The 24,799-nt window shown below is 65.3% G+C and carries 27 protein-coding genes and 1 pseudogene; 13 read left to right on the top strand and 15 right to left on the bottom strand.

Translation table 11 applies throughout. The annotated features are described in order from the left end of the window. Nucleotides 1-111: 111 nt before the first annotated feature. Nucleotides 112-408, bottom strand: coding sequence for a co-chaperone GroES (locus ACVJ19_RS07000; protein WP_166818509.1), 297 nt, complete (start codon nt 406-408; stop codon nt 112-114). 315 nt (nt 409-723) lie between these two features. Between ACVJ19_RS07000 and ACVJ19_RS06995 the strand changes: the two genes are divergently transcribed. Next, nucleotides 724-1,245 carry a hypothetical protein gene (locus tag ACVJ19_RS06995; RefSeq protein WP_453949638.1) on the top strand — a complete coding sequence of 174 codons (522 nt, stop codon included), beginning with the start codon at nt 724-726 and terminating at the stop codon, nt 1,243-1,245. 176 nt (nt 1,246-1,421) lie between these two features. Here ACVJ19_RS06995 and ACVJ19_RS06990 read toward each other — a convergent pair whose 3' ends face one another. Continuing rightward, nucleotides 1,422-2,207, bottom strand: a complete 786-nt coding sequence (locus ACVJ19_RS06990; protein WP_453949639.1) for a protein phosphatase CheZ — start codon at nt 2,205-2,207, stop codon at nt 1,422-1,424. Between the two features lie 316 nt (nt 2,208-2,523). Here ACVJ19_RS06990 and ACVJ19_RS06985 point away from each other — a divergent pair, with 316 nt between their 5' ends. Beyond that, nucleotides 2,524-3,324: a L,D-transpeptidase family protein gene (locus tag ACVJ19_RS06985; protein WP_453949640.1), complete on the top strand. Its 801-nt coding sequence runs from the start codon at nt 2,524-2,526 to the stop codon at nt 3,322-3,324. 311 nt (nt 3,325-3,635) lie between these two features. On the opposite strand, the gene ACVJ19_RS06980 is transcribed toward ACVJ19_RS06985, so the two are convergent. From ACVJ19_RS06980 to ACVJ19_RS06955, 6 genes are all read right to left on the bottom strand, one after another. After that, a complete protein-coding gene (locus tag ACVJ19_RS06980) occupies nt 3,636-4,460 on the bottom strand; it encodes a DUF2076 domain-containing protein (RefSeq protein WP_453949641.1) in 825 nt (274 codons plus the stop codon). Nucleotides 4,461-4,586: 126 nt separating this feature from the next. Continuing rightward, complete coding sequence (locus ACVJ19_RS06975) at nt 4,587-5,432, bottom strand: ChbG/HpnK family deacetylase (protein ID WP_453949642.1); 846 nt, start codon at nt 5,430-5,432, stop codon at nt 4,587-4,589. Continuing rightward, a complete protein-coding gene (locus ACVJ19_RS06970; RefSeq protein WP_453949643.1) occupies nt 5,429-6,490 on the bottom strand; it encodes a glycosyltransferase family 2 protein in 1,062 nt (353 codons plus the stop codon). Before ACVJ19_RS06970 ends, ACVJ19_RS06975 begins: the two co-directional genes overlap by 4 nt. Before the next feature lie 87 nt (nt 6,491-6,577). Further along, complete coding sequence (hisG, locus tag ACVJ19_RS06965) at nt 6,578-7,555, bottom strand: ATP phosphoribosyltransferase (protein WP_453949644.1); 978 nt, start codon at nt 7,553-7,555, stop codon at nt 6,578-6,580. Nucleotides 7,556-7,558: 3 nt separating this feature from the next. Continuing rightward, nucleotides 7,559-8,710, bottom strand: a complete 1,152-nt coding sequence (locus ACVJ19_RS06960) for an ATP phosphoribosyltransferase regulatory subunit (protein ID WP_453949645.1) — start codon at nt 8,708-8,710, stop codon at nt 7,559-7,561. 344 nt (nt 8,711-9,054) lie between these two features. After that, nucleotides 9,055-9,810 carry a 16S rRNA (uracil(1498)-N(3))-methyltransferase gene (locus ACVJ19_RS06955; protein WP_453949646.1) on the bottom strand — a complete coding sequence of 252 codons (756 nt, stop codon included), beginning with the start codon at nt 9,808-9,810 and terminating at the stop codon, nt 9,055-9,057. Between the two features lie 212 nt (nt 9,811-10,022). Here ACVJ19_RS06955 and ACVJ19_RS06950 point away from each other — a divergent pair, with 212 nt between their 5' ends. Both ACVJ19_RS06950 and ubiA read left to right on the top strand, forming a co-directional pair. After that, the gene (locus ACVJ19_RS06950; protein ID WP_453949647.1) at nt 10,023-10,682 is read left to right on the top strand and encodes a hypothetical protein; all 660 of its coding nucleotides are present in this window, start codon (nt 10,023-10,025) and stop codon (nt 10,680-10,682) included. Continuing rightward, nucleotides 10,679-11,611, top strand: coding sequence for a 4-hydroxybenzoate octaprenyltransferase (gene ubiA, locus ACVJ19_RS06945; RefSeq protein ID WP_453949648.1), 933 nt, complete (start codon nt 10,679-10,681; stop codon nt 11,609-11,611). The genes ACVJ19_RS06950 and ubiA overlap by 4 nt, the downstream gene beginning before the upstream one ends. Before the next feature lie 105 nt (nt 11,612-11,716). Here the strand turns inward: ubiA and ACVJ19_RS06940 are convergent, their stop codons facing one another. Next, nucleotides 11,717-12,235, bottom strand: coding sequence for a DUF6101 family protein (locus ACVJ19_RS06940; protein ID WP_453949649.1), 519 nt, complete (start codon nt 12,233-12,235; stop codon nt 11,717-11,719). A 273-nt stretch (nt 12,236-12,508) separates the two neighbouring features. On the opposite strand from ACVJ19_RS06940, the gene ACVJ19_RS06935 reads away from it, so the two are divergent. The 6 genes from ACVJ19_RS06935 to lpxK are packed head-to-tail and all read left to right on the top strand — an operon-like array spanning nt 12,509 to nt 18,048. Continuing rightward, the gene (locus ACVJ19_RS06935) at nt 12,509-13,912 is read left to right on the top strand and encodes a TldD/PmbA family protein (RefSeq protein WP_453949650.1); all 1,404 of its coding nucleotides are present in this window, start codon (nt 12,509-12,511) and stop codon (nt 13,910-13,912) included. Then, nucleotides 13,899-14,717, top strand: coding sequence for an inositol monophosphatase family protein (locus ACVJ19_RS06930; protein WP_453949651.1), 819 nt, complete (start codon nt 13,899-13,901; stop codon nt 14,715-14,717). Before ACVJ19_RS06935 ends, ACVJ19_RS06930 begins: the two co-directional genes overlap by 14 nt. 60 nt (nt 14,718-14,777) lie before the next feature. Next, entirely contained in the window at nt 14,778-15,020 is a 243-nt protein-coding gene (locus ACVJ19_RS06925; protein WP_018648410.1) for a DUF4170 domain-containing protein, read from the top strand. Continuing rightward, nucleotides 15,017-15,730: a lysophospholipid acyltransferase family protein gene (locus ACVJ19_RS06920; RefSeq protein ID WP_453949652.1), complete on the top strand. Its 714-nt coding sequence runs from the start codon at nt 15,017-15,019 to the stop codon at nt 15,728-15,730. The genes ACVJ19_RS06925 and ACVJ19_RS06920 overlap by 4 nt, the downstream gene beginning before the upstream one ends. Beyond that, on the top strand, nt 15,693-17,039 hold the full coding sequence (locus ACVJ19_RS06915; protein ID WP_453949653.1) for a 3-deoxy-D-manno-octulosonic acid transferase: 1,347 nt from the start codon (nt 15,693-15,695) through the stop codon (nt 17,037-17,039). Before ACVJ19_RS06920 ends, ACVJ19_RS06915 begins: the two co-directional genes overlap by 38 nt. Then, entirely contained in the window at nt 17,032-18,048 is a 1,017-nt protein-coding gene (lpxK, locus tag ACVJ19_RS06910) for a tetraacyldisaccharide 4'-kinase (RefSeq protein WP_453949654.1), read from the top strand. Before ACVJ19_RS06915 ends, lpxK begins: the two co-directional genes overlap by 8 nt. A 199-nt stretch (nt 18,049-18,247) precedes the next feature. Here lpxK and ACVJ19_RS06905 read toward each other — a convergent pair whose 3' ends face one another. The 4 genes from ACVJ19_RS06905 to ACVJ19_RS06890 all read right to left on the bottom strand — a co-directional run bounded on the left by ACVJ19_RS06905 (nt 18,248) and on the right by ACVJ19_RS06890 (nt 21,114). Continuing rightward, the gene (locus ACVJ19_RS06905; protein WP_453949655.1) at nt 18,248-18,433 is read right to left on the bottom strand and encodes a hypothetical protein; all 186 of its coding nucleotides are present in this window, start codon (nt 18,431-18,433) and stop codon (nt 18,248-18,250) included. A gap of 469 nt (nt 18,434-18,902) precedes the next feature. Then, nucleotides 18,903-19,280 carry a TadE/TadG family type IV pilus assembly protein gene (locus tag ACVJ19_RS06900; RefSeq protein WP_453949656.1) on the bottom strand — a complete coding sequence of 126 codons (378 nt, stop codon included), beginning with the start codon at nt 19,278-19,280 and terminating at the stop codon, nt 18,903-18,905. Beyond that, entirely contained in the window at nt 19,277-19,780 is a 504-nt protein-coding gene (locus ACVJ19_RS06895) for a TadE/TadG family type IV pilus assembly protein (RefSeq protein ID WP_453949657.1), read from the bottom strand. The genes ACVJ19_RS06900 and ACVJ19_RS06895 overlap by 4 nt, the downstream gene beginning before the upstream one ends. 11 nt (nt 19,781-19,791) lie before the next feature. Beyond that, entirely contained in the window at nt 19,792-21,114 is a 1,323-nt protein-coding gene (locus ACVJ19_RS06890) for a TadE/TadG family type IV pilus assembly protein (protein WP_453949658.1), read from the bottom strand. 158 nt (nt 21,115-21,272) lie between these two features. Here ACVJ19_RS06890 and ACVJ19_RS06885 point away from each other — a divergent pair, with 158 nt between their 5' ends. Beyond that, nucleotides 21,273-21,578, top strand: a complete 306-nt coding sequence (locus tag ACVJ19_RS06885; RefSeq protein WP_453949659.1) for a hypothetical protein — start codon at nt 21,273-21,275, stop codon at nt 21,576-21,578. A 109-nt stretch (nt 21,579-21,687) separates the two neighbouring features. Here the strand turns inward: ACVJ19_RS06885 and ACVJ19_RS06880 are convergent, their stop codons facing one another. Beyond that, nucleotides 21,688-21,912, bottom strand: coding sequence for a DUF2093 domain-containing protein (locus ACVJ19_RS06880; RefSeq protein WP_453949660.1), 225 nt, complete (start codon nt 21,910-21,912; stop codon nt 21,688-21,690). Between the two features lie 188 nt (nt 21,913-22,100). On the opposite strand from ACVJ19_RS06880, the pseudogene ACVJ19_RS06875 reads away from it, so the two are divergent. Then, a pseudogene (locus tag ACVJ19_RS06875) lies at nt 22,101-22,932 on the top strand (dienelactone hydrolase family protein). Between the two features lie 210 nt (nt 22,933-23,142). After that, entirely contained in the window at nt 23,143-23,292 is a 150-nt protein-coding gene (locus ACVJ19_RS06870) for a hypothetical protein (RefSeq protein WP_211407658.1), read from the top strand. Between the two features lie 355 nt (nt 23,293-23,647). Here ACVJ19_RS06870 and ACVJ19_RS06865 read toward each other — a convergent pair whose 3' ends face one another. Beyond that, nucleotides 23,648-24,751: an IS4 family transposase gene (locus tag ACVJ19_RS06865; RefSeq protein ID WP_453947895.1), complete on the bottom strand. Its 1,104-nt coding sequence runs from the start codon at nt 24,749-24,751 to the stop codon at nt 23,648-23,650. Between the last annotated feature and the right edge of the window lie 48 nt (nt 24,752-24,799).

Here is a 24,799-nt window from a genome sequence, read left to right as displayed (position 1 = left end):
ATCCCTCGTGTTTCGTGTTGTGTCTTGTTTCGGGGTATGGCCGGCGGAATGATGGATGCCCGGATCGCGCGATCCGGGCATGACATTCAGCGGCCGTTCAGGCGGATGGCCTTAGGCCAGAACGCCCATGATGTCCGACTCCTTCATGATCAGGAGCTCTTCGTTGTCGATCTTAACCTCGGTGCCCGACCACTTGCCGAACAGCACGCGGTCGCCGACCTTGAGGTCGATCGGAATCAGCTTGCCGGTCTCGTCGCGGCCGCCCGGGCCGACGGCGACAATCTCGCCCTGGGACGGCTTTTCCTTGGCTGTGTCCGGAATGATGATGCCGCCCTTGGACTTTTCCTCGGCGTCGATACGTTTGACCACGACACGGTCATGCAGCGGACGAAATTTGGATTTAGCCATGACGTTTCCCTTTGGAGGCTCGCTTCGGAAGTAGTGGAAGTGGGTGGGGCGGCGCTTCCGTTCCCCCTCGTCCCGAGGATCGAACGGCGCGCTTAGCAATCGGGCTTTCCGAGTGCTAATAGTGCGCCCGGGAATATGGCTTGGCCGCGATCCTGTCAAGCAAAGGTGGTTAAGCGATTGGTGAGGCGGATATAGGATGGTGGCATTGGAAACTTGTTCGGGGCGCCGGCGTGTCAAACGACGTCATTGCTCCGGCAGCGGTTTTGCGCTTGGCTGCGGGAGGGGTGCGGCCATGGTCTTGTTCGGGGGAATGCCATGATCATTTCAGCTCACGCGCGCACGGTCGCCAACCTGGCGGCTGCCTCTTGCCTGGCGCTGCTGCTTGGCGCCTGCGGCGGCGGCATGAGCCTGCCGTCCTTCTCTTCGTCGGCCCCGCCGCCGGAGGCGGAGCCCGGCACCGGTCCGGAAATGCCAGCGACCATCCGTTCCGACGAGATCGTCGGCCGCTGGGGTCTCGCCTCGTTCCAGAACCCGGCCGATCGTGCCCGCACCGAGGCCGCGGCGAGGTCCCAGTGCAAGAATCCCTACGTGATCACCGCCGGCTCCTCCGGCGGCGTGATCATGCATCTGGCCGACCAGGCGACGCCGCAGGAGCTGCGGCTGAAGGGCTCGCCCAGCGGCAAGAACTATATCGGCCCGGCCGGCCCCACGCCCGGCGACCAGGATCGCGAGATCGTCTCCTTCGACGGCCGCGTCCTGATCACCCGCTTCATCGACAAGGACGCCGCCACCCGCTACGGCAACATGGTCTACGTCCGCTGCGCGCCAAGGGCGTGATTTTTCTCTTTTGTCATTCCGGGGCACGCGAAGCGTGAACTATGGTGCGCACTTGCGCACCTGAGAATCTCGAGATTCCGGGTTCGGTCCTGCGGGCCGCCCCGGAATGACAACCTGGGAAAACAAAAACGCCGGCCCCAAGGGCCGGCGTTTTGCTTTGTCCCTATCTCTCGCGCTCAGTCGAACAGCGCGTCGATGTCGTCCTGCGAGGCGTGGCCGACGTCGCCGGCGAGCTTGGGGCCGTTGAGGAGCTTCTCGTCGTCGCTGCGCTGATCGACCGGTGCCGGCACATGGGCCTTGATCGCGTCGACGCCGCCCCAGATTTCCATCATCGCATTGATGTGCTGCTCGATGAACTTCATCGTGGTCATGACCTTGCTGATGCGCTGGCCGGTCAGGTCCTGGAAGTTGCAGGCTTCGAAGATCGAGATGACGCGTTCCTGGATGTCGTCGGCGAGCCGCTTCTGCTGATCGGCCGAGTCCACCTTGGACATCGCGCTGGCTGCCTGGTCGATCGATTCAGCGGCTTCGAGGATCTGCTGGGTCGCCTGCTCGGTGCCGCCGACCACCGCGCCGAGCTCGCCATTGACCTTGGCCATCTCGCCGCCGTCGAAGCTCTTGCCGTGCAGGGTCGCGATCTCGCGCTTGGTGCGATCGATGGCGTCGTGGATGAGGTCGAGCTCGACCTTCAGCTTCTCGCACTGCTCGATCTGCGCGCGGTAGGTCTCGAGCATGGTGCGCGCTTCGGACAGCTCATGCGCCGTCGACGCGTCGATCGCCGCCATCGCGGCGCTGCCGGACAGCGGGGCAGCCGTGATGCCCTTCGCCATCTGGGCGCGGATCGCGCGCAGCTCGGCCATGATCTCGCTGTGCATCGGCCCTGCCTCTTCAGTTACGTCTAGAATGGGCATCTCGCCACCGGCGATATCCTCGACACGAAAACGCTTGCGGTGAACAGCCATCAGGACACTCCCCCCACCTCACTCACGCGTCTTTGTAGGCAGAAGCGATTTAACACGAAGTTCACAGCAGGAACTGTCGTTGCGGCTGCGCGCGACGGCGCGCAAAGGAGCGATTAACCATGGTCGCGCGGCGTTCATCGAAAATAAACGCTGATCGCCAAATTGCAGGCCCGCTCGCGACGTGGTGAATCGAAACGCCGCTTCTGTTTACCAAACAAAACGGCTTTTGCTTTTTATTGACCACGTCGCGGGCGCGGATCAGCCACCGGCCCTGGACGACGCATGTGATCTAGACGAAACAGTACAGAGTACGTCGATGTTCAAGAAAATGTCTGTTGCGCTGCTCGGCAGCGCTTGCACCTTCATTGCCGGCGCGGATCGCGCCGCCGCCTTCGACAACACGGTGCCGAACGATCCGCCGGCGGTGCTCTATCAGCCGCGCGTGCCGCCGGCGCCGGTACGCGTCGCCTCCAATGCAAACATGGGCGGCGGCTTCATCGAGTTCCTGTTCGGCGATGGTCCGGGCCGCGGTCCGGCCTATGCGCCCGAGCGGCCGGTGTATCAGCAGCAGCCGGGCTATTACGACCCGCGCCGCCTGCCGCCGATGGGCGAGCCGCAGATGCAGGGTGCAGGTCTGCAGCAAGAGGCGATCGACCCGCGGCAGCGTCCGTTCGATCCGAAGTTCGAGAAACAGGTCGTTGACTATAGCGGCAATGAAAGCGCCGGCACGATCGTGGTCGATACGCCGAACAAGTTCCTCTATCTCGTCGAGGGCAACGGCAAGGCGATGCGCTATGGCATCGGCGTCGGCCGCCCCGGCTTCACCTGGTCCGGCGTGAAGTCGATCACCGCCAAGCGCGAATGGCCGGACTGGACCCCGCCGGCGGAAATGATCGCGCGCCGGCCCGATCTGCCCAGGCACATGGAAGGCGGTCCGGAAAATCCGCTCGGCGCGCGCGCGATGTATCTCGGCTCCACGCTCTACCGCATCCACGGCTCCAACGAGCCCTGGACCATCGGCACCAACGTCTCCTCCGGCTGCATCCGCATGCGCAATGAGGACGTCATCGACCTCTACGGCCGCGTCAATGTCGGCACCAAGGTCGTGGTAATGTGATCTCGACTTCGCCTCTCCCCGCTTGCGGCAGGGCAATCGCATATGACACTGGAGGGCAGCCCGCGACGGAATCGGAAAGTGAACGAAGTGGAATCGGATCGCGAACGTTCGCCTCGTTTTCCGTCGGTTTCTCCGAATTTTTGGCCATATGCGATTGCCCTGCCGCTTGCGGGGAGAGGCCGGAATTCGAGCGCAGCGCGAATTCCGGGTGAGGGGGAGTCTCCGCGAGTCCAACTCTCACTCATTTTGCGGAGAGAGTCCCTCACCCCGACCCTCTCCCCGTAAGAACGGGGAGAGGGAGAAGAGCAGCCTCACGCGTAATCGCTGCCGCCGTCGTCATTGCCGAAATCGCTGTCGTCGGCCATGTCCGTGTTGTCGTTGTCGCGATCGTCGTCGTAGTTCTGGTCGTTGTTGTCGCGGTCGTTCGACGCCTGGTCGACGAAGCCTTGACGAGAATCTTGGCGGGAGTCGCGGTTCGATCCGATGTCGTTGAGGCCGGCATCGCGCGCGAGCGAGCCGCCGGACTGATCGCCGCCGCCCCAAGGACTTCCACCAGCGCTGCGGTCGCCGAGCGCGTTGGTGTCGCCGAAGGCCTGCTGGTGCGAGCCGCCCATCATGCCGCGGATGCTCGAGAGCAACAGCGAGCCGCCGACCACGCCGGCCGCGGCTGCCGCCGCCGTGCCGAGGAACGAACCGCCGCCGCCACCGCCGACCGGCGGGGCGCCATAACCTTGTCCCGGACCCTGGGCGTAAGGCGGCTGGCCATAGCCCGGCTGGGACTGCTGCATCGCCTGGCCGCTGTTCCAGACCGGCCGCTGCTCGCGCGGCGGCACGTTCGGAACCGAACCCCGCGACGGGCTGCCGCCGAACAGCGTGTCGCGCATGGTGTCGAGGAAGCCGCCGGACTGCGCGGGCTCGGGCGCTTGGGCCGCTTCCAGCTCCTGGATGCGGTTATGGGCGCGCTTCAGCGCTTCGTCCTGCAGCAGTGTGGTCTGCACCAGTGCGTAGACCGCGCCGGGCGCCTTGCGCAGCCCGTCGGAGATCGCGCCTGTCGCGTCCGGATCGCGCGGTGCATTTTCCAGCTTTGAAAGCCGGTCGAAAAGGTCGTCGACGAGCTGGCGTTCCTGCGGCGTCATGATCTGTCTCCTTCGCGCAAAACCAAGCGCGCAGGAGATGTAGGGTTCCAATGTGGCCCCAACAGTGCCGGCCGGATTAAATTTCGGTATGCGACAAGCTGCCCCTTAGCCCGTTTTTCGCCGGTTTCATGCCAGTGTCACGTTGCTGTCGGCCAGCAGGCGGGCGAATGCGTCGCTCTTCAGATAGGCGTGCTCGCGCTCGCGGACGTCGGTCATCGGATCGAGGCTGGTGAGGATGTCATCGACGAAGCCGGGATGGCACATCACGAGGCCTCCGTCGGGCAGGCCCTCCAGGAATTGCCGCATCAGTTCGCCGAAATCGGCGGCGCGCGTAAAATCATAGGCGCCGGCAAAGCCGGGATTGAAGCGGAGGCCGGCGCCGCCGGCGCGGCGGCGGAATTGCGCGCTGAGGATGTCGAGCACCATGGCTTTGGGCGAGGCCAGCCGCTGCGCCAGCGGCAGGTTGCGGCCGCCCTGGCGCACCCACGCCTGTGGCGCAACCTCAGCGACCGCATCGACAAAGCCGTCGCGCACCTGCGGATAGAGCTGCACATGCTGATGGCCGTCGACGAAATCAGGCGCGCGGCCGAAGGCGTCCGCGAAGGCTGCGAGCTGCGCCTTCACCTCGTTGCGAAAGAATTCGCGGTCGAGCCGCCGCGCAAGGCCGGCGCGCAGCAGCTTTGGGAAGGGCATGAACATGTCGCCATCGAGGGGACGGAAATGCATGGTGAGCGGCCGGAACGGGGCCGACAGCGTGACGTGCAATCCGATCGCGCAGTGCGGGCTGGCTTTGGCCGAGACTTGAAGTGCCTCGGCCTCGCTGCGTTCGATCGCAGCCCCCACCATCATCACCGAAGTGGCGTTGAGGCGGCCACGTTCAATGAGGTCGCGGATGGCCCGGTTGACGCCGGGGCTGATGCCGTAATCGTCGGCGCAGAGCCAGATCCGCCGCGGGCTCGCGGCAGTGCTCATTCGGCTGCCGTCCTGCTCGAGGCGTCCTGGCTTGAAGCGTCCTGGGCCTTGTCGGCCTCGAAATGCTTCTCGCTGTGCTCGGCGACGAAGTAGATCGGGCGCGCCTTCAGCTCGGAGAGGATCTTGCCGATATATTCGCCGACGATGCCGATCATGATGAGCTGCACGCCGCCGATCGTCATCAGGCCGACCACGAGCGAGGGATAGCCGGGCACCTGCTTGCCGGTGGTCCAGACCTCCCAGAGGATCGACAGGCCGAACAGGAAGGCGCCGCCCGCGAGCACCACGCCGAGCAGGCTGGCGAAACGCAACGGCGCGACCGAGAACGACGTCAGGCCCTCGATTGAAAGGCCAAGCAATCGCGCGGCGTTGAAGGTGGTGACGCCATGGGCGCGCGGCGCCGGCTCGTAGTCGACGCGGATCTGGCGGAAGCCGATCCAGCTGGCGAGGCCCTTGAAGAAGCGGTTGCGCTCCGGCAGTTGCCTCAGCGCTGCGACCGCGCGCGGCGACAGCAGGCGGAAATCGCCGGCGTCCTCGGGAATCTTCTGGCGGGCGCCCCAATTGATCAGCGCGTAGAAGCCGTGCACGGCGAGGCGCCGCAGGAAGGGCTCGTTGTCGCGATGCGCCTTGGCGGTATAGACGACGTCATAGCCGTCATCGATCCAGTGCCGCACCAGCTGCTCGACCAGGGCCGGTGGATGCTGGCCGTCGCCGTCCATGAACATCACGGCGCCGAGCCGGGCATGGTCGAGGCCGGCCATCAGCGCCGCCTCCTTGCCGAAATTGCGCGACAGCGACACCACCTGGACGTTGATGGCGTCGGCCGGCAGGCTGCGTGCGATCGACAGTGTCGCATCCGCGCTGCCGTCGTCGACATAGACGACCTCGCAAGCGAGGCGGTAGCTCTGCCGCAGGGTCCTGGCGAGCTCGCAGATCCGCTGGTGCAGGGCGGCGAGGCCCGCCGCCTCGTTATAGACGGGGACGACTATCGACAGTCCTTTCGCGGCGGCGTTCGTCGCGGTGGTCGTCATGCCGGAAACGTCAGAGCCCAGCGTCATCGATCAAGGTTCCAGAGGCGATCAAGGTCATCTCAACAGCATATGGTAGCTGCCGTTTGCTGTCGCTACGCTGAACGAACCTGAGGCTCACCGCCGCAGGAACGCTTCGAGCTTGGCGAACAGGGGGTTCTCCCGGTCGAACACGTAGTCGAGCGAGACCACCGAGACGGTCTCGGCGCCGTGCTCGCGCAGGAAGCTCGCCAGCGCATAGAGCTGCCCCGGCGGGCAGTGCAGCGTCAGCATGCCCGACGAGGTCGGCCCGCCGAACGGGGCCTCGACGCCGAACCGGCTGTGGGCTTCGCCGAGCAGGGCGGCGTCGCACTGCCGGAAGCGGGTGCGGACCTCACGGTATTTGTTGGCGCGCGCCCTTGCTGCGATGTGGTCGAGGATGACGCGCGCGGTCTCGCGCGCCTGCGGCGACCAGTCGGCCTCCCTGGAGGCGACCAGATTGGCCTGGCTGCGCAGGATCACGCCGTCGTCGAGCACGCGGAGGCCGTTGGCGGCGAGCGTCGCGCCTGTGGTGGTGATGTCGACGATCAGCTCGGCGCTGCCGGCCGCCGGCGCGCCTTCCGTGGCGCCAGCACTCTCGACGATGCGGTAATCGGTGATGCCGTGGCTCTGGAAGAACGCCCGGGTGAGGTTGACGAACTTGGTCGCCACGCGCATCCGCATGTGATGCTGCTCGCGAAAGCCGGTGGTGACGTCGTCGAGATCGGCCATGGTGCGGACGTCGATCCAGGCCTGCGGCACCGCGACCACGACGTCGGCATAGCCGAAGCCGAGGCCCTCGATCAGCGACACGCGCTTGTCGGCGTCGGCGATATTCTCGCGCACCAGGTCTTCACCGGTGACGCCGAGATGCGCGAAGCCGCGCGACAGCTGCGCGGCGATCTCGCTCGCCGAGAGATAGGCGACCTCGACATTGTCTAGCCCTGCGATGGTGCCGCGATAGTCGCGGGCGCCGCCGGCCTTTGACAGCTTGAGGCCGGCCCGGGCGAAGAAGGCTTCGGCGTTTTCCTGCAGGCGGCCCTTGGAGGGAACGGCCAGAACGAATGGCGCGCTCATGACTTAAGCTCCCACCTTGCGGCCGATGCGGTTCAGCGCATCCACCCAGACCGAGAAGCCGACGGCCGGGATCGGCGCGGCCGAGCCGAGCTGGGTCATCAGCCCGTCATAGCGGCCGCCGGCGACCAGCGGCTCGGCGCCGTTGCCCCTGTGATGCAGCTCGAATTCGAAGCCGGTGTAATAGTCGAGCCCGCGCCCGAACGCGGTCGAGAAGCGCGTCTGCTTCACGTCGATGCCGCGTGCGGCCATGAAGCCGACCCGGCTCTCGAACTGATCGATCGCCGAGGCGAGATCGAGCTTCGCGTCAGTCGTGAGCGCGCGCAGCTCGGCGACGGCATCGTCGGGATTGCCCGCGATCGACAGGAAGCGCTTGAGCACGGCGATCGCCTCGCGCGGCAGCGCGCCGCCCTTCAGCGTCGACTGCTCGAGGAAGCGGTCGGCGATCTCGGCCGTGGTGCGGCCGCCGACATTGGTGGTGCCGGCGATCGACATCAGGTCGGTGACGAAAGCGAGCGCCGCCTTGCGGTCGGAGCCGGCGAGGGCCGCGAGCACGCCCTCATATTCGCTGCGCGTCGCGGTAGCCGCGGCCGCGAGCCGCTCCAGATCCTTTTCCAGGCTGATCTTGCGGTTGAAATCCTTGACCAGGCGGCGGCGCCAGACCGGATAGAGGTTGAGCGCGTCGAGCAGCGCGTTGAACAGCGCGACGTCGCCGGTGCGGATCTCGACGTCACGGACGCCGAAGGCGGCGGTCGCCTCCAGCGCCAGCGCCAGCATCTCGGCGTCTGCCGCGGCGCGGTCCTGGCGGCCGAACGATTCGATGCCGGCCTGCAGGAATTCGCTGGCCTGGCCGCTGCGGTAGCGGAACACCGGGCCGAGATAGCTGAACCCGGCCGGCTGGCCGGCCCGGCCCGAGGCGAGGTAGTCGCGCGCAACCGGAATGGTCAGGTCCGGGCGCAGGCAGAGCTCTTCGCCGGACAGGTCGCTCGTCAGGTACAGGCTCTTGCGGATGTCCTCGCCGGAGAGGTCCAGGAACGGCTCGGCCGGCTGCAGGATGGCGGGCTCGGCCCTGACATAGCCGGCCTGCGCGAACGACAAGAGCAGCGTATCCGCCCAGGCGGCGGAGCCGGCAGCATTTGAGGTGGCAGTCGCGGTCATCTCAAGGGTCCATCGTCCCGGCGGAACCGGGCAGAGTAGGGGGAGGCGAATTGGCGCAGCCCTTAGCATGGCCCGACAGCGGTTTCGACCTCCAAAGGATCAATCGCTTAACGGCTGGGCAATGGGGGCCCAACGCGGGAGGCGTTTAGTCGGAATCGCTCAAGCTGCGCCGGGTTCGGTCAACCTCTCCCGCTTGCGGGAGAGGTCGGCGCGGAGCGCCGGGTGAGGGCTCTCTCCGCTAGGGGATCTTCTCGGCGAGCCTCAGGCGATCCCGATGCGGAAGCACCCCCACCCCAGCCCTCCCCCGCAAGCGGGAGAGGGGGCGCACTTCCCTCGCGGAGCCATCAAGTCTGGGTGCCGCCCCAATCGCCAAGCGCCGCCTGCACCAGCGCCAGCGCGGCGACGGCGGCCGTATCGGCCCGCATGATGCGGGGGCCGAGCGCCAGCCGCAGGATCCTGGGCTGCCGCAGCAGCAGCGCTCGCTCTTCCCCGGCAAAACCGCCTTCGGGGCCGATCAGCACGTCGATACCCTGTTCGGCCGCGCGCGCGCTTTGCAGGCTCTGAATGGGGTTTTGGACCTCCGCCGCCTCGTCGCAAAAGATGAGCAGCCGGTCGGCAGAGCGCTGACCAAGGTACCGGTCCAGCGGCAGCGGCTCGGCAACAGTGGCGATGCTGAGGATGCCGCATTGTTCAGCCGCCTCGACCACATTGGCCCGCATCCGTTCGGTGTTGACCCGTGAGGCCTGGGTGAACCGGGTCAGGACCGGTTGCAGGCTGGCAGCGCCCATCTCGATGGCCTTCTGGACCATATAATCGAGCCGGGCATGCTTGAGCGGGGCGAAGACATAAGTGAGGTCGGCCAGGGCGTCCTGGGGCCGGGTCTGCTGCAGGATCACGAGGCCGTCCGGCCGCTTGCGGCCTTCGATCGCGGTCTGCCACTCGCCGTCGCGGCCGTTGAAGGCCAGGACCTCGGCCCCGGCCGCCAGCCGCAGCACATTGCCGAGATAATTGCTCTGGTCGCGGTCGAGCGCGACCCTGGCGTCCTGGGCGAGGGGGGCGTCGACGAACAGGCGAGGGGCGCGAAAATCGTGGGATGGCATCGTTCAATGGTCCAATTTGGGGCCGTTCTTAACCGAAACCAGTAGTTTTGGGGGTAAATATCGCCGAATCGGTGCGTCCCCGCGCCGCGCTCTTGCCCTATTCGGCGGGTTGTTAAGCGCTGGCGGGAATCGTAAAAAGCGCGAACACGCTGGTTGCGCTTCAATTGGGAAGACGCCGAACCCCGTAAGCTCCTGCCGGAGAGACTGCCTTGATGATCCGTCATCTGATGGTTCCGATCACTGCCGCCATGGTCACCATGGGTGCCGCGGGCGCCTATGCGCAAAGCGCCTTCCCGGCGCCGCTGCCGAACCAGGCCGCGAGCAGCTCGGCATTTCCGCCCGTGAATGGCTCGGCGCCGACTGCCTCCGTCGGCACGGCGCCGCAATCCTCGTTCCCCGTGAACGGCGCTGCACCGATCGGCGGCGCTGGCGCTTTCAGCGCGGCCCCGCCGACGCAAGCCCCGGGTGAGGACTGCATGAAGGCCTTCGTGCCTCTGCGCGAGGAGGCCGAGAAGCGCGGCAAGGCGATCAAGGCCGCGAGCGACCGTCATGCGCCGCCCGACGAGGCCTGCAAGCTGATCCGCAATTTCAGCCAGGCTGAAATGAAGATGATCAAGTATATCGAGACCAACGCCGCCAAATGCGGAATCCCGCCGCAGGTCGGCGCGCAGATGAAGGACGGCCACAAGAACACCGAGGCCATGCAGACCAAGGTCTGCAACGTCGCGCAGCAGATGCAGAACCAGCCGCGCGGTCCAGCCGGCCCGTCGCTGAGTGAGGTGCTGGGGTCGGGCTCGGCGCCTGAGGCCAATGCCGGCAAGAAGGGCGGCAGCACGTTCGATACGCTCAACGGCAACGTCCTGACCCGATGAGCGACACATCCGCCCGCGTTGCCGACTCCACCGGCAACTGGGTCGATACGCTCGCGCCGCAATGGGCGCGGCCGTATTTGCGATTGTCCCGCTTCGATCGTCCGATCGGCTCCTGGCTTCTCCTGATGCCATGCTGGTGGTCGGCGGCGCTCGCCGCCGGCATCGCGCATGACGTCAGCCGCCTGCCGCTCACCATCATCCTGTTCTTCATCGGCGCCTTCGTGATGCGCGGGGCGGGCTGCACCTGGAACGACATCACCGACCGCGATCTCGATGCCAAGGTCGAGCGCACCCGCTCGCGGCCGTTGCCGTCGGGGCAGGTCAGCACGAAGCAGGCGGTGGCCTTCATGGTTGCGCAGGCCGTGATCGGTCTCGTGGTGCTCCTGCAATTCAACCGCTTCGCGGTCCTGACCGGCATCGCCTCGCTTTTGATCGTCGCGATCTACCCTTTCATGAAGCGCATCACCTGGTGGCCGCAGATCGTGCTCGGGCTCGCCTTCTCCTGGGGCGCCCTGATGGGCTTTGCCGTCACCTTCGGACGCATCGACGTGACCGCGCTCGTGCTCTATGCCGGCGCGATTTCCTGGGTGATCGGCTATGACACCATCTATGCGCATCAGGATGCCGAGGACGACGCGCTGATCGGCATCAAGTCCACCGCGCGCCTGTTCGGCGCGCACACGCACCAGGCGCTGATCCTGTTCTATGGGCTTGCGGTGGTGCTGATCGGCGTCGCGCTGGCGTCAGGCGATGTGCGCTGGCCGGCCTGGCTCGGCCTTGCGGCTTTTGCCGCGCATCTCGCCTCGCAGATCGTGCGCTTGAGGATCGAGGATCCCGAGCTGTGCCTGCGCCTGTTCAAGTCGAACAAGCATGCGGGCGCGCTGCTGTTTGCGGGATTGCTCGCGGACGCAGTGATGCGGGCTTCGTAGCTGTCGTAGGGTGGGCAAAGGCGCCCTTGCGCCGTGCCCACCATCTTTCCAGGATTGAGACAGAAGAGGTGGGCACGCTATCGCTTTGCCCACCCTACGGCATCTTCAGTTCCGCGCGATGATCTCGCGTTCGTCGCGGTGAACGGCCAGCTCGCGCGCGATGCCGGTGCGGCGGCGCATCAAGAATTTCGGACGGCGGGCGCGGATCGCGTTGGCGCGGCGGCGGCGGGCTGCGGGCTTGCGCGCAGCTTCGTCGAGTTGCGGAAGCGCGAAGAGTTCGCTCCAGATCGCCCATGCCTCGGCGAGTTCTTCGCCATCGGCGCCGACCAGCAGCGGAACGGAGAGCGAGGGGTCGCGATGGACGAGGACGAGCGCCTGCGCCTCGTCATTACCGCGCAGCGCGACGCCGGTGAAATCGCTGACGCGGACGTTGATCGCCATCTGCATGCCGCGGACGGCACGGCGCAGCACGACACGCTCGCGATGAAGCTCGATCTGCCTCGTGTGTCCGTCGGCGCGCGGGTCATGCGCGTCGAAGCGGACCGGAAGGGAAAGGGGGTCGAGCCGCAAGCTGCGGCTCGACCCGGCGGGAGCGACCCCGCATGTTGTTGTTTGACGCCTCACGGCTTTCGTTCTCCCCGCCGGGATTATGTTCCCGGTCGATGCGAGGACCTTAGCGCGGCCCTTTCCGAAACCGCTTAAAAAGGCTGGTTAACCCAGCGTCACCACGGCTCATGATTGACAAGACCTTGGCGCGCATGATTGACGAGACGTTGCGCCGGAGAAGCGAATCTGAGCTTTTTGCGGGCTGAAAATGCTTGAAGTCCGCACCATTTGGGCACATCTGGTGGGTTCGGCCGTTCCGAGCCCGCCCCCCGCCCCAACAGGATTTCGTTTGTGAACCCTTCACCAAGCTCGACGCTTTCGCCCCAGGATTCTTCCAAGGCCAATCGCGACCTGTTCGATCAGTCCGCGCTGTCCGATCTCGCACAGCGGCTGGTGGAGGCGGCCAAACGCGCAGGCGCCGATGCGGCCGATGCGGTCGCGGTGCGCGGCGTCTCGCAAGGGGTCGAGGTGCGCGACGGCCGCGTCGAGGAATCCGAGCGGTCCGAGGGCGATGATGTCGGCCTGCGCGTGCTGGTGGGCCAGCGCCAGGCGGTGGTCTCGACCAACGACGTCAGCGGCGATGCCGTGACCAAGCTTGCTGAACGCGCGGTGGCGATGGCGAAGGTCGCTCCGACCGACAAATATGTCGGCCTCGCCGATCCCGCGCTGCTTGCGCGCGACTTCCCCGATCTCGATCTGCTCGATCCCGACGTCCCCGCGACCTCGGAGCTCGAGCGCCGCGCGCTCGCGGCTGAAGCTGCCGCACTCGCCGTCAAGGGCGTGACCAAGTCCGGCGGCGCTTCGGCCTCCGCCGGCATGGGCGGCATGGTGCTCGTCACCTCGACCGGCTTCCACGGCTCCTACCTGCGCTCCAGCCAGGGCATCTCGGCCACCGCCATCGCGGGCGAAGGCACCGGCATGGAGCGCGACTACGATTTCACCTCCGCGCCGCACGGCGCCGATCTGCTGTCGCCGGAAACCGTCGGCCGTTCCGCCGGCGAGCGCACTGTCGCGCGCTACAATCCGCGCAAGGTCGAGACCTGCAAGGTGCCTGTGGTGTTCGACCCGCGCGTCGCGGGCTCGCTGGTCGGCCATCTCGTCGGCGCCATCAACGGCGCCTCGATCGCGCGCAAGACCAGCTTTTTGAAAGACAAGCTCGGCCAGCAGCTGTTTGCGAAGAACATCCGCATCATCGACGATCCCCTGCGCAAGCGCGGCCTGCGCTCGCAGACCTTCGATGCCGAAGGCGTCGCGGTGAAGAAAATCGCGCTGGTCGACGAAGGCGTGCTGACGACCTGGCTGCTCGACTGCGCCACCGCACGCGAGCTTGGGCTAGCCACCACCGGCCACGCCCATCGCGGCGTCTCGTCCTCGCCCTCGCCGGGGCCGTACAATCTGCATCTCGAAGCCGGCACGCCGAGCCCGGCCGAATTGATCGCCGACATCAAGCAGGGCTTTTATGTCACCGACCTGATCGGCTCCGGCGTGAACGGCGTCACCGGCGATTACAGCCGCGGCGCCTCCGGCTTCTGGATCGAGAACGGCGAGATCACCTATCCCGTCAGCGAGGTGACGATCGCCGGCCATCTGTACGAGATCTTCAAGTCGATGCAGCCGGCGAACAATCTCGAATTCCGCTACGGCATCAATGCGCCGACGGTGCGCATCGAGGGTTTGACGCTTGGCGGACGCTGACGCGAACTCCCTCGACGAAACCATCCTGACCCGCGACGCGGCGCTGCTGAAAGACACGGTGCGGGAGGCGGGCGCGCTCGCGCAGTCGATGTTCCGCACCGAGCTGAAGAAGTGGATCAAGGGCGTGTCCTCGCCGGTGTCGGAAGCCGACATCGCCGTCAACGACCTGCTCGAGGCGCGCCTGCGCGCCGCCAGGCCGGACTACGGCTGGCTCTCGGAGGAAAGCGCCGACGACGCCACGCGGCTGTCGCGGCGGCTGACATGGGTGGTCGATCCCATCGACGGCACGCGCAACTATCTGGGCGGCCATGACGAATGGTGCGTCAGCGTCGCGCTGGTCGACGGCGCCACGCCCGTGCTCGCCGCGGTGTTCGCGCCGGCCAGCGACGAGTTCTTCTTCGCGGTCCGAGGGCAAGGCACGACACTCAACGGCACAGCCGTGCAGGCGACCTCCGGATCCGAGCTCGACTTCTCGCGCGTCGCCGGGCCCAAACCCCTGGTCGAGCGCCTGAAGCCCTCGCTCGGCGAGATCAAGCTGCACCGGCGAATCGGTTCACTCGCGCTCCGGCTCTGCCGGGTCGCCCATGGCGCGCTGGATGCGGCTTTTGCGGGCGGCAACAGCCATGATTGGGACCTTGCGGCGGCCGATTTGATCGTGCAGGAAGCGGATGGTAGGATGAGCGACCTCTCCGGAGATCCCATCCTCTATAACCGCCGGGAAGTGGCCCACGGGGTGCTGGTGGCAGCGGGACGCGATCGTCATGCGAGCATTGTCGCGCATTTTCGAAACCGTCCCTTGGCCTGAAGCGCTTTCGCGTGCCTGTCGACCTCTGCTTTGCCGGGCAGCCCGTTAGAAAGAGAACCCATGCCAGATAGTGCCCCGCAACAACTGCTTCACCTCGTCATCGGCGGAGAGCTCGTCGATCTCGAGCACAACACCTTCAAGAACCTGGACGACGTCGAGATCGTCGGCCTCTATCCGAACTATGCGACGGCGCACGCCGCCTGGCGCGCCAAGGCGCAGAGCACGGTCGACAACGCGCAGATGCGCTACTTCATCGTCCACCTCCACCGCCTGCTCGACCCGAATCAAGAACCGGCGCGTTGAAAAAACTGCTTCGCAATACGCTGCGAAGCAGCTTCGTTCAGCGTGCCGTCGGGGTCCTGGCGGCCGAATATCTGCGTCTGGTCTGGCGGACCAACAAATTCACGTTCGATCCGCCTGACGTCTATGAACGCGTCGAGCCGCAGATCCCCGCGATCTTCGCCTTCTGGCACGGCCAGCACTTCCTCACCCCCTTCATCAAGAACAAGGACTGGTACAAGGCCAGGGTCCTGATCTCCCGGCACCGCGACGGCGAGTTCAATGCCATCGCCGCCGAGCGCCTCGGTATCGGAACCATCCGGGGGTCCGGGGATCACGGCGGCGCCTTCCACCGCAAGGGCGGGGTCGGCGCCTTCAAGGAAATGGTGCGGACGCTCCAGGACGGTTGTAATGTCGCGCTGACCGCCGATGTCCCCAAGCGCTCGCGCGTGGCCGGGCTCGGCATCATCATGCTGGCACGGGAATCGGGACGGCCGATCATGCCTTTCGCGATGGCGACCAGCCGCTTCATCCGGCTCAAGAACTGGGACCGCACCACCATCAATTTGCCATTCGGGCGGGGCGCACTGGTCGGCATCAAGGAAATCCACGTTCCCGCAGATGCCGACGCCGCGACGATGGAGGCGCTGCGGCAGGAGCTGGAGGAGACGCTGAACGAGGCGACCCGGCGCGCCTATGCGCAGCTCGGCCGCCCGGGACCGGAAGATGCCTAAATCGCTGCCCATTGCGCTGCCGATCACGCTGCGGATGTATCGGCGTCTGGCCTCCGGCCTGGTGCCGCTTGCGCCTGCACTGATCAAGCGGCGGCTGAAGCAGGGCAAGGAAGACCCCGCGCGGGTCGGCGAGCGGCGCGGCCTGTCCCGCGACGTGCGGCCGCACGGCCCGCTGGTCTGGATCCACGGCGCCAGCGTCGGCGAGGTGCTGGCTGCGGCGGCGCTGATCGGGCGCCTGCGCGATCTCAATTTGCGCATCCTGCTCACCTCGGGCACCGTCACCTCGGCGGCGGTCGCCGCAAAACGCTTTCCGCCCGACGTCATCCATCAATACGTGCCGTATGATTCCCCGCGCTATGTCGCGCGCTTCCTCGACCATTGGAAGCCTTCGCTGGCGCTGTTCATCGAATCCGATTTGTGGCCGAACCTGATCCTGGCGGGCGCTGCGCGCCGCGTGCCGATGGTGCTGATCAACGGGCGGATGTCGCCACGCTCCTTCCCGCGCTGGCGCCGCATGCACGGCACCATCTCGGCGCTGCTGTCGCGGTTCGACATTTGTCTGGCGCAGTCCAGGACCGATGCCGAGCGCTTCTCCACGCTCGGTGGCCGCGACGTGGTCACGACAGGGAATCTCAAGCTCGACGTTCCCGCACCGCCGGCCGATCCCGCAAAACTCGAACGGCTGATGGCGATGACGCGCGGGCGTCCGATCATCGTCGCGGCTTCGACCCATCCGGGCGAGGACGAGATGCTGGTCGCGGCACATCGCAGCCTCGTCGGCTTCTTCCCGCAACTCCTGACAGTGATCGTGCCGCGCCATCCCGACCGCGGCTCCTCGATCGCGGGCCTCGTCACGGCGTCCGGTCTCAAGCCGGCCTTGCGCTCGCGCGAGGAGCTGCCGACGGCCGCGACCGACGTCTACGTCGCCGACACCATGGGCGAGCTCGGCCTGTTCTATCGCCTCTCGCCCATCGTGTTCATGGGCGGATCGCTGATCCGCCACGGCGGGCAGAATCCGATCGAGGCGATCAAGCTCGGGGCGGCCATCGTTCATGGTCCGCACGTCTTCAATTTCACCGATGTCTACGAGGCGCTCGATGCGAGCGGCGGCGCGCGCCAGGCCGACACGCAGGAGCTCCTGGTCAAGCAGCTCGGTCAGCTGCTGGCCGATCCGACGTTGCGCGACAAGATGCAGCGCGCCGGCAGCGATGTGGTCGAGCAGCTCGGCGGCGCGCTGGAGCGCACCATGACCGCACTCGAGCCGTATCTATTGCAATTGCGCATCGAGATGGGAGCCGCCAATGCGTGAGCCGGCCTTCTGGTACCGGCCACGTTCCCTTCAGTCGCACGCGCTATGGCCGCTCGGTGCGCTCTACGGCGCGATCACCGAACGGCGCATGCTGCGCGAGGGGTTTGACGCCGGCATCCCCGTGATCTGCGTCGGCAATTACCATGTCGGCGGCGCCGGCAAGACGCCGACCGTGCTGGCGCTGACCAAGCTTTTGCGCGAGCTCGGCGAGACGCCGGTGGTGCTGAGCCGCGGCTATGGCGGGCGCCTGAAGGGCCCGGTGATGGTCGACCGCGAGCGCCACACCGCAGCCGACATCGGTGACGAGCCTTTGATGATGGCGCGCGATGTTCCCGTTGTCGTCGCGCGCGACCGCCTCGATGGCGTGGCGCTGGCGAAGTCGCGAGGTGCCACCGTGATCCTGATGGACGACGGCTTTCAGAACCCGCGCCTCCTGAAGGATGCCTCGCTGATCGTGATCGACAGCGAGCGCGGCCTCGGCAACGGCGCGGTGTTTCCCGCCGGCCCCCTGCGCGCGCCGCTGCAGGCGCAGCTCGCGCGCACCGATGCGCTGGTGCTGATCGGGGATGGCCGCGCCGCGAACGATGTCGCCGCCGAGCTCGCCAAGCGCAACAAGCCCGAGCTGCGCGCGCGCTTGAAGCCGGGTGCGGCTTCGCTCGCGCAGCTCCTCGGCAAGCGGGTTTTCGCCTTCGCCGGCATCGGCGATCCCGCGCGCTTCTTCCGCACCCTGCGTGCCAGTGGCATCGAGGTCGCGCGCACGCGCCGCTTCGACGATCATCATATGTTCTCGCGCGAGGAGATCGCCGCGCTCGCGGCCGAAGCACAGCGCGAGCAGCTCACGCTGGTGACTACGGAAAAGGATCTTGCGCGCCTGCATGGCAGCGAAGGCGTGCCCGCTGGTATCGTGCCGTTCGCCGTCCAGCTCGAATTCGACGACCCGGCCAAGCTGCGGCAACTGATCAGCGACCACCTCTACAAGGCGCGCGAGCGTCGGTTCTCCAGACGCTGATCGCTGCCTTGTGGGTCCGCGATCGCGGCTCGGCGGTCATGCTCACCACGCCCCAACGGCCATCAATCCGATAATGGTCAGGCACGAGACGCAGGTCACCATGAAAGTATAGCATTCGGGTGTGTTCATCGCTGCCTCCCAAACTGTTACCAATTGCTTGGTCACTGCCATGCGGGAGAGATTGCCGGTCTTGGCCGCTTCAATTCGGTGCGCCAGGGCCGGTCCTGCTGTGTACCGCCGCTCTCTCATCGTCACTCTGGTCCGCAGGATGAAAATCCGCTTCGAGAGCTTCAAATCGTTCAGCTGCGATCAGAAGCTGTTTGCGCATTTCAGCGAGACGGGCGCGGCAATATTCGCGATAGAGCAAGTCCAGTATGATGGGCATGATCACCCCCATCGATTGACTTTGAATTTACAGATATTCCACCGCGAGGTGATCGTAGCCCGTCAGGTGGCTCTTCGATATGAGCCCGTTCACAGACTGCGCCAATTCCAAAGCTCAATGGCCGTTTGGTTGACTTGATCGTCTGTGCGATAAAAAGAACAGGGCTAATTACCTAACACGCAGTTTAGCAGCGCTCTGTTTCAACAAGACTTCGTCAAACAACTTAAGGGCGCCGGACCGCGACGAAAAATCCAACCACAGGGCGAAATGACTTACCTCGGAGTGCAAGCACGATTCGATGCAACGCGGATCGGCACGGCGGAAATCATTTCGGCTGCGGAGTCGCGATTAAGGTGCGCGTGCACATCGTCTCCACCCCCAGGTCGTGCGAGAAGTTACGCGTGCGTGTTACGCTGGCAGGATGATTGCGCTCTCTCCATCCTTGCAGGCATTCGTCCCGTTCACGACCTCAAGTCGGAAAGCATGCCCGGGCGGTCAGCGTCACTGGAGAGAGGTTGAGAATCTGCGGAAACGTAAATGCATAATTCGCACTTACCTCGTTACCGCATGCCGACGTGGAAAAGGTGAACGTCTCCGCAGGGAGCGTGAGGCCGTACGCCTGCTGGGCCGCGTAGCTCGTGATGGCGCTGCTGCTTGGGCAGAGCGTGCTGTTGACGGTTGCGCAACGCGCCGCCATTTCGCTCCCGTGCTGGATCCCCAGCTGAGTCCAGAACAGCAGCCCGAATTCGATGATGCCAAATATGAACAGGAAGAACGCGGGAGCGGTCAGCGCAAATTCCAGCGCTGACGCGCCGCGATTGTCTTGCCATAGTGCCGCGAGTTTCACTGCAACCTCGCAGTGGACTGCGCGCTATAGGTGTATGTGGCCCCCACGATCTGGTAATCGATGAGCGTGGAGTACGTCGCTTGCGCCGAGACCGTCGCATATGTTCCAGCCTGCGCGCCGCCGGTGCAGGCCGACCCGCAGGTGACGGCGCTAACCCCCGCACTCGTTGGGCAGCCGCAAAATTGGACCGGCGCAGGTGAAGCAGTGACGTTTGTGGCGTTGGTGGCGCTTGTCACGGCGGTGGAAATGCCGCTCTCGTTGAAGCCGCGCGCGATTGCGTATTGTGCGCCCGCTTGTGCGGCATTTTCGACCTGCATCTTGCGATAGAGGGCAAGCCCGATGTCTGTCACCGAAACGGCCATCAGGGCCAACACCGGAATCAAGATGCCGAATTCGGCGGCCGCGACGCCACTCTTGTCGCGGACAGCGGCACGGACGTGCCCCGTCAGCGAATGAAGCAGTCGACGTTGGCGCTTGGATGAGAAGCTCTGGTTTTGCATCGGTCCAAACCTCATTCGATGAGCTGGGCGGTTTGCGAACCTATCGTCGCGGTGCCGAGCGCGGTACAATTGACCTGGAGATTCGACGTGCCGCTGAATGTCAGCGTATCTGCGATGATCTTGGTGCAGGATGTGCTCGTGCCGTTGCCTCCACTGAAGCTGAGGTTGGCCTTCGGCAGGTAGATGGCACCGCCGAAGTTCTGTGTGCTGCCGCCGGTGAGATTGAAGGCAGTTCCGGCCGGCATGTTGCGGTCGCCGTACATGACGATGCCTTTCGTGGGGCCGCTGGTCGGCGCCGTCAGGTCGACGGTCGCGTTGCTGCCGATTGAAGCGCTGCCCCAGTCGCTTCCCGAGCCCGTAAACACCAGGGTCACGCCGCTGCCCGTGATGGTGGCGTTTCCGGCGACGCTCAAATTTGCCCCGTCCAGATAATAGATGCCTGGACTAAGGTTCAGGGTTGCGCCGGCATTGACCGTAATGCTGCCCATGTAGCAGCCGGGGTCGAGCGAGTTTGTTTTTCCATTGGCGTTGACCGTGATCTTGGCGTTGGTGCAACTCGGCCTCGCGGGGGGAGAGACGTTGGCGTAGGGATCGGCGACGGGCCGTATGTGCGTCCTGATACCGTTGGTCGCCGTGATGCTGCTCGCCCCTGAGACGTCGCCGACCACTCCGACCTGATTTGCTGCGACCGAGGCGCTGCCGGCGACGTTGAGCGAGGGGCTCGCACCTGAGTTGCTGTAAAGATTGCACTTGATCAGGTTGAGCTGGTTGCTGCCGGTGACGCTGACAGCGGGACTTGCGCTTGAGTTGAGTGCAAGTACGCAGCCTGTCCCGGAATTGGGCAGGGCGACGGAGCGGGCGGTTATCTGGACAGGATCCGAGCCGAACAAGGCCGACAGCAAGCGCTGTTGCGGTTGACTCACGATGACTTCGATTGCCTGCGAATTCGATGCGTGATTGCCCGTTTTCGGTGGCTGGTTCACGGTGACCGTGACGTTGTTCGCCCCGTTCGCGTAACCGTAGTTTGCCGTAACCGCATTGGCTTCGGACAAGGGGTCGGTCCCGGCACTCGCCGCTGTCGCAGCACTCACCGCGCCAGAGTCAGCCGCGCTCTGCATGTTCTTGTGCTTGTAGTACCACCAGCCGACTTCGGTGCCGAGGCCCGCGGTGCCGACCAGGACCGGCATCAGCAGCGCCGAAACGATCACATAGCTGCCCGACTGGTCTCGGGCAAATCGCCGAAGCAGGCTAACCGTCCGCTCGCGCTGCCGGGCATGTCCCTCTGGACACAATGTTGCATCGAACGAACGGTTGCAAAGTCTGCGGCGGTCCATGCGTCACCTGCCTGCTTGCCACTTTTTCCCAGCAAATGGTGATGCAGACCGACTTAAACCTGGCTCAACGGGATAGAGACAATTTTAGACATCGGCTGACATTCAGCCGACGTTCATGGCCGCACCCCTATCGATATATCTCCGATCAGGAGAATTCGATGAAACTGCGGTCCGCAATCGTTGCCGCCGGCCTCATGTGTCTGCCGGTTTTGCCCGCTTTGGCTCAGACATCCTCGCAGCCGTCCGCGGCTCCCACCACCGTTCCGGTTCCCGCGGCCAAGCGCGTCACCTGTCTAGCCACGACGGCCAGTCTGAAGGGGCAGGACAAGCGCGACCAGATGCAGCTCTGCATGGCGCAGGCGCGGGTCGATTGCCTGAAGCAGGCGATCGATCAGAAGGTCGTCGGGGAGAGCAGGAAGAGTTTTATCAAGACGTGCGTAGGCGGAGATGCCACGGAGCAGTGAACAAGCTCGATGCCGTAGGGTGGGCAAAGCAACGCGTGCCCACCTTGTTCGTCGCGATCGTGAAGAGGTGGTGGGCACGGCGCTGCGCGCCTTTGCCCACCCTACGAGATCACGACTGCTTCAGCGCGCCGGGAAAATGCCGCTGCAGCACCGCGACAGGTGTGGCGTAGGCTTCCTGCAGATCCACGCTCCAGTACTTCAATTCGTCGAGCGGGATTCGCGTGTCGGTGATGGCGCAGCGCACGAAGGTCCCCGGCGAGATCACGCGGAAATCGCCGTCGAGATATTGCACCTGCGCTTCGCCATGGCCGGAAGAGCCGAACTTGTTCAGCACGGTCGAGAGTCTCCGTGGAAGGCCCGTAAGGGCACGATGTGTTGGACGGGATGTACCATAGATAGGGTGGCTTGTCCGCCTGTTAAACCCACCGGTTTGTGATGTTTTGCCGCCGTTTCCGCGTGGTAGTGCTCCGGGCGAAGGATCGTCCCGCCGCTCGCGGCCGGCACCTGATACGGCAGAGTCCGATGAGCCTTCGACTGATCACCCTGTTCCTGATGCTCCTGATACCGGCCGCACACGCTGCGTCGGCGCCCGCGCCGCATCAGGTCGAGATTCCGCTCGCCTCGGGAATCCTGCATGCGCAGCTCTACAAGCCCGAGGGTGACGGACCGTTTCCGACCGTGATCGCGCTGCATGGCTGCGGCGGCCTCGGCGGCCATTCCGATCCCGTGCTGCCGCGCTATCACGACTGGGCCGAGCGCCTGCTCAAGGCCGGTAACGCCGTGCTGCTGCCCGACAGCTACGGCTCGCGCGAACTCGGGCCGCAATGTCGCGTCAAGGAGAGTCACGTCAAGGCGCGGCGCGAGCGCGTCGCCGACATCGCGGGCCTCCCGCGCCTGGCTGATGAAGCAGGCCTGGGTGGCGCGCGACCGCATCAGCCTGATGGGCTGGGCCAACGGTGCCAGCGCACTGCTCTGGGCGGTGCGCCCGCAGAGCACGTCGCGCGATCAGGGACCGGATTTCCGCGCCGCGATCGCGTTCTATCCGGATTGCCGGATCTCGGCGGGTTTAGGCTGGAGCGCGCGGGTGCCGACGCTGCTGCTGATCGGCGGCAATGACGACGTGTCCTCGCCCCCGGCCTGCCGCCAGATGGTGGACGGCGCGCATGGCCGCAGCGCGCTCGCGCGCATCGTGGTCTATCCCGGCGCCTATCACGATTTCGACCGTGCCAACACGCCGCTGCATGCGGCCAGCGGCAGCAGCGACGCCGCCGCGCCCGAGCACGGCCATCTCGGCACGGATGCCGAGGCGCGCGCGGAATCGCAGAAGGAAGTCGCGCAATGGCTGGCGCGGTAGCCCGGACGAGCGGACTTGTCCCGCCATAGCTCGATAGAGCGAAGGCGGAAGCGGGGCCGCCCGGGGAACAACGTCAGGCGGACAGCCCCGCATCGACCACCGCCCTGCACGGAAAATGGCCGACCGTGAATCTACGGACCCCACCTTGATGCGGTTTCAGCCTGTGGCCGTGCCATCATTCGACCACGATGTCGACTAAACGCATCTCACATGCGCAACCGCATCACGCTCTTCGCCTCCGCCCTCATCGTCTTCACCGTCGCGATCTTCCTGTACGAAGCCCACGCCGGCGCACCCATGCTGGCGCCGGAACATTGCGGCTTCTGGACCACGATCGACGCGGGATTGTCCTGCCGGTAAGGCGGCGGACCCTTGTCGCCGCGCATTACGTTGGACGTGTGAGGCGTACTCTCTCTGAGTCGTCCTGGCGAAAGCCAGGACCCATTACCCCAGGGAGTAGTTTGGCGAAGACCGGTCGTTCGGGACTGATACCGTGAGCAACCGATAGATTCCGCGGTATGGGTCCTGGCTTTCGCCCATGGGCGCTAAAATAGTTGCATTGCTTGATAGCGACGTTTTCGTCTTGGTGGTTCGTGTAGATGCCGTCCGAGCGTGGAGCGAAGTCTGCGCAGGCAAGCAATCGCGGGTTGGGGCATGATTGCTTGTCGGAGGGAGGCGACGAGTTGGCGGAGCAGACGCCAGGTCCCTGGACGGGTCAGGCGGCCTCGGCCAAGCGGGGAGAGTCCTCGAGTTCGTCGACGAGTGGCTCGAGCAGGAGAATGATCAGCAGATGAGCGAGGATGTGGGGCCTGGCGGACCGCTCGTCAGTTCCGGGAGGGCCCTTCAGGCCAATCAAACTCTTGAGCCGCTTGAAGCCGAGTTCAATGCGCCATCGCAGCCGATAGAGGGCAAGGACATCGCTCGTTGAGAAGTCCTCCGGTGCGAGCGAGGTCACCAGGATCACCCAATCTGCAGCGTCAAGTGTTTGCCTGGAGAGCTGGTGGCCTCCCTTTTGGGCCGTTCGGCGCGCCTTGCGTCGTGCGACCGCGGCCGCTTGCGCCGGCTTCTTGACGGCAACCAGACGCAGAGCGAGCAGCGGTGCGCCAGACTTGCGTTTTATCCAGATCGGTCGATCGATCAGGCCACATGCCGAAGCCTTGCGCAGTTCGGCCGTCAGATCGACCAGACCACCTTTGGCATCAACCCAACGCGCGCTCTTCCAGCCGGACCGGATCACGAAGTCCGCGCCGGCATCGACGAGACGTGCCATGCGCTCCGGTTGCAGATAAGCGCGGTCGCCAAGACGGATTTCGCCGGCAATCACCGGTATCCGGTCCAGCGTCTCGCCCGCTCGCTGATCGGTCAGCTCGAAGTGACCAAAGCGCTCCTGCGGAAGATCGAACGCGCTGTGTATGCGCCACACCGCGTTCTTGTTCCTGCCGCTCGTCCCAGCCTTCGGGACCGTCGTGGCGTCAACAATGCGGATCAGGCGGCCGTGGCTCGCCTTCGGCGCACCGCTCGCCAGTGCTTGGCCTATCAACTTCGCCAGCCAATCTCCGCACTGACGCAACCGATACAACAGAGCCACGTTGGAGATATCGACAAGGCCCACCGACGTGGCCCATGCCGCCGTCAACCGCAGACCTCGCTCGCCAAGGCAATACGCCAGGATCAAGCGCAGCAAATCCACCGCATTGCTGATTTCCCGCGGGCGGACAAACGCCTTCGTCTCGCGCGCGCTAACGTTGAGCGCTTCGGCGCCGCCAAGCCGGGCGACAACACGCGCCCAGTCCTCGTTCACAAGCGATTCGTGTGCCATCCCAATTTGGAATCACAAGCCAATCCAATGCGCAAATCCTATTTTAGC

The organism is Bradyrhizobium sp. USDA 376, assembly GCF_054063675.1.
This window is presented reverse-complemented; position numbering and strand designations above follow the sequence as displayed.

Bases quoted from the DNA above. Each gene is read 5' to 3' on its own strand.
- ACVJ19_RS07000 (WP_166818509.1), bottom strand. From the start codon at position 408: ATGGCTAAATCCAAATTTCGTCCGCTGCATGACCGTGTCGTGGTCAAA.
- ACVJ19_RS06995 (WP_453949638.1), top strand. From the start codon at position 724: ATGATCATTTCAGCTCACGCGCGCACGGTCGCCAACCTGGCGGCTGCC.
- ACVJ19_RS06990 (WP_453949639.1), bottom strand. From the start codon at position 2,207: ATGGCTGTTCACCGCAAGCGTTTTCGTGTCGAGGATATCGCCGGTGGC.
- ACVJ19_RS06985 (WP_453949640.1), top strand. From the start codon at position 2,524: ATGTTCAAGAAAATGTCTGTTGCGCTGCTCGGCAGCGCTTGCACCTTC.
- ACVJ19_RS06980 (WP_453949641.1), bottom strand. From the start codon at position 4,460: ATGACGCCGCAGGAACGCCAGCTCGTCGACGACCTTTTCGACCGGCTT.
- ACVJ19_RS06975 (WP_453949642.1), bottom strand. From the start codon at position 5,432: ATGAGCACTGCCGCGAGCCCGCGGCGGATCTGGCTCTGCGCCGACGAT.
- ACVJ19_RS06970 (WP_453949643.1), bottom strand. From the start codon at position 6,490: ATGACGCTGGGCTCTGACGTTTCCGGCATGACGACCACCGCGACGAAC.
- hisG (WP_453949644.1), bottom strand. From the start codon at position 7,555: ATGAGCGCGCCATTCGTTCTGGCCGTTCCCTCCAAGGGCCGCCTGCAG.
- ACVJ19_RS06960 (WP_453949645.1), bottom strand. From the start codon at position 8,710: ATGACCGCGACTGCCACCTCAAATGCTGCCGGCTCCGCCGCCTGGGCG.
- ACVJ19_RS06955 (WP_453949646.1), bottom strand. From the start codon at position 9,810: ATGCCATCCCACGATTTTCGCGCCCCTCGCCTGTTCGTCGACGCCCCC.
- ACVJ19_RS06950 (WP_453949647.1), top strand. From the start codon at position 10,023: ATGATCCGTCATCTGATGGTTCCGATCACTGCCGCCATGGTCACCATG.
- ubiA (WP_453949648.1), top strand. From the start codon at position 10,679: ATGAGCGACACATCCGCCCGCGTTGCCGACTCCACCGGCAACTGGGTC.
- ACVJ19_RS06925 (WP_018648410.1), top strand. From the start codon at position 14,778: ATGCCAGATAGTGCCCCGCAACAACTGCTTCACCTCGTCATCGGCGGA.
- ACVJ19_RS06915 (WP_453949653.1), top strand. From the start codon at position 15,693: ATGCGCAGCTCGGCCGCCCGGGACCGGAAGATGCCTAAATCGCTGCCC.
- lpxK (WP_453949654.1), top strand. From the start codon at position 17,032: ATGCGTGAGCCGGCCTTCTGGTACCGGCCACGTTCCCTTCAGTCGCAC.
- ACVJ19_RS06905 (WP_453949655.1), bottom strand. From the start codon at position 18,433: ATGCCCATCATACTGGACTTGCTCTATCGCGAATATTGCCGCGCCCGT.
- ACVJ19_RS06895 (WP_453949657.1), bottom strand. From the start codon at position 19,780: ATGCAAAACCAGAGCTTCTCATCCAAGCGCCAACGTCGACTGCTTCAT.
- ACVJ19_RS06890 (WP_453949658.1), bottom strand. From the start codon at position 21,114: ATGGACCGCCGCAGACTTTGCAACCGTTCGTTCGATGCAACATTGTGT.
- ACVJ19_RS06885 (WP_453949659.1), top strand. From the start codon at position 21,273: ATGAAACTGCGGTCCGCAATCGTTGCCGCCGGCCTCATGTGTCTGCCG.
- ACVJ19_RS06870 (WP_211407658.1), top strand. From the start codon at position 23,143: ATGCGCAACCGCATCACGCTCTTCGCCTCCGCCCTCATCGTCTTCACC.
- ACVJ19_RS06865 (WP_453947895.1), bottom strand. From the start codon at position 24,751: ATGGCACACGAATCGCTTGTGAACGAGGACTGGGCGCGTGTTGTCGCC.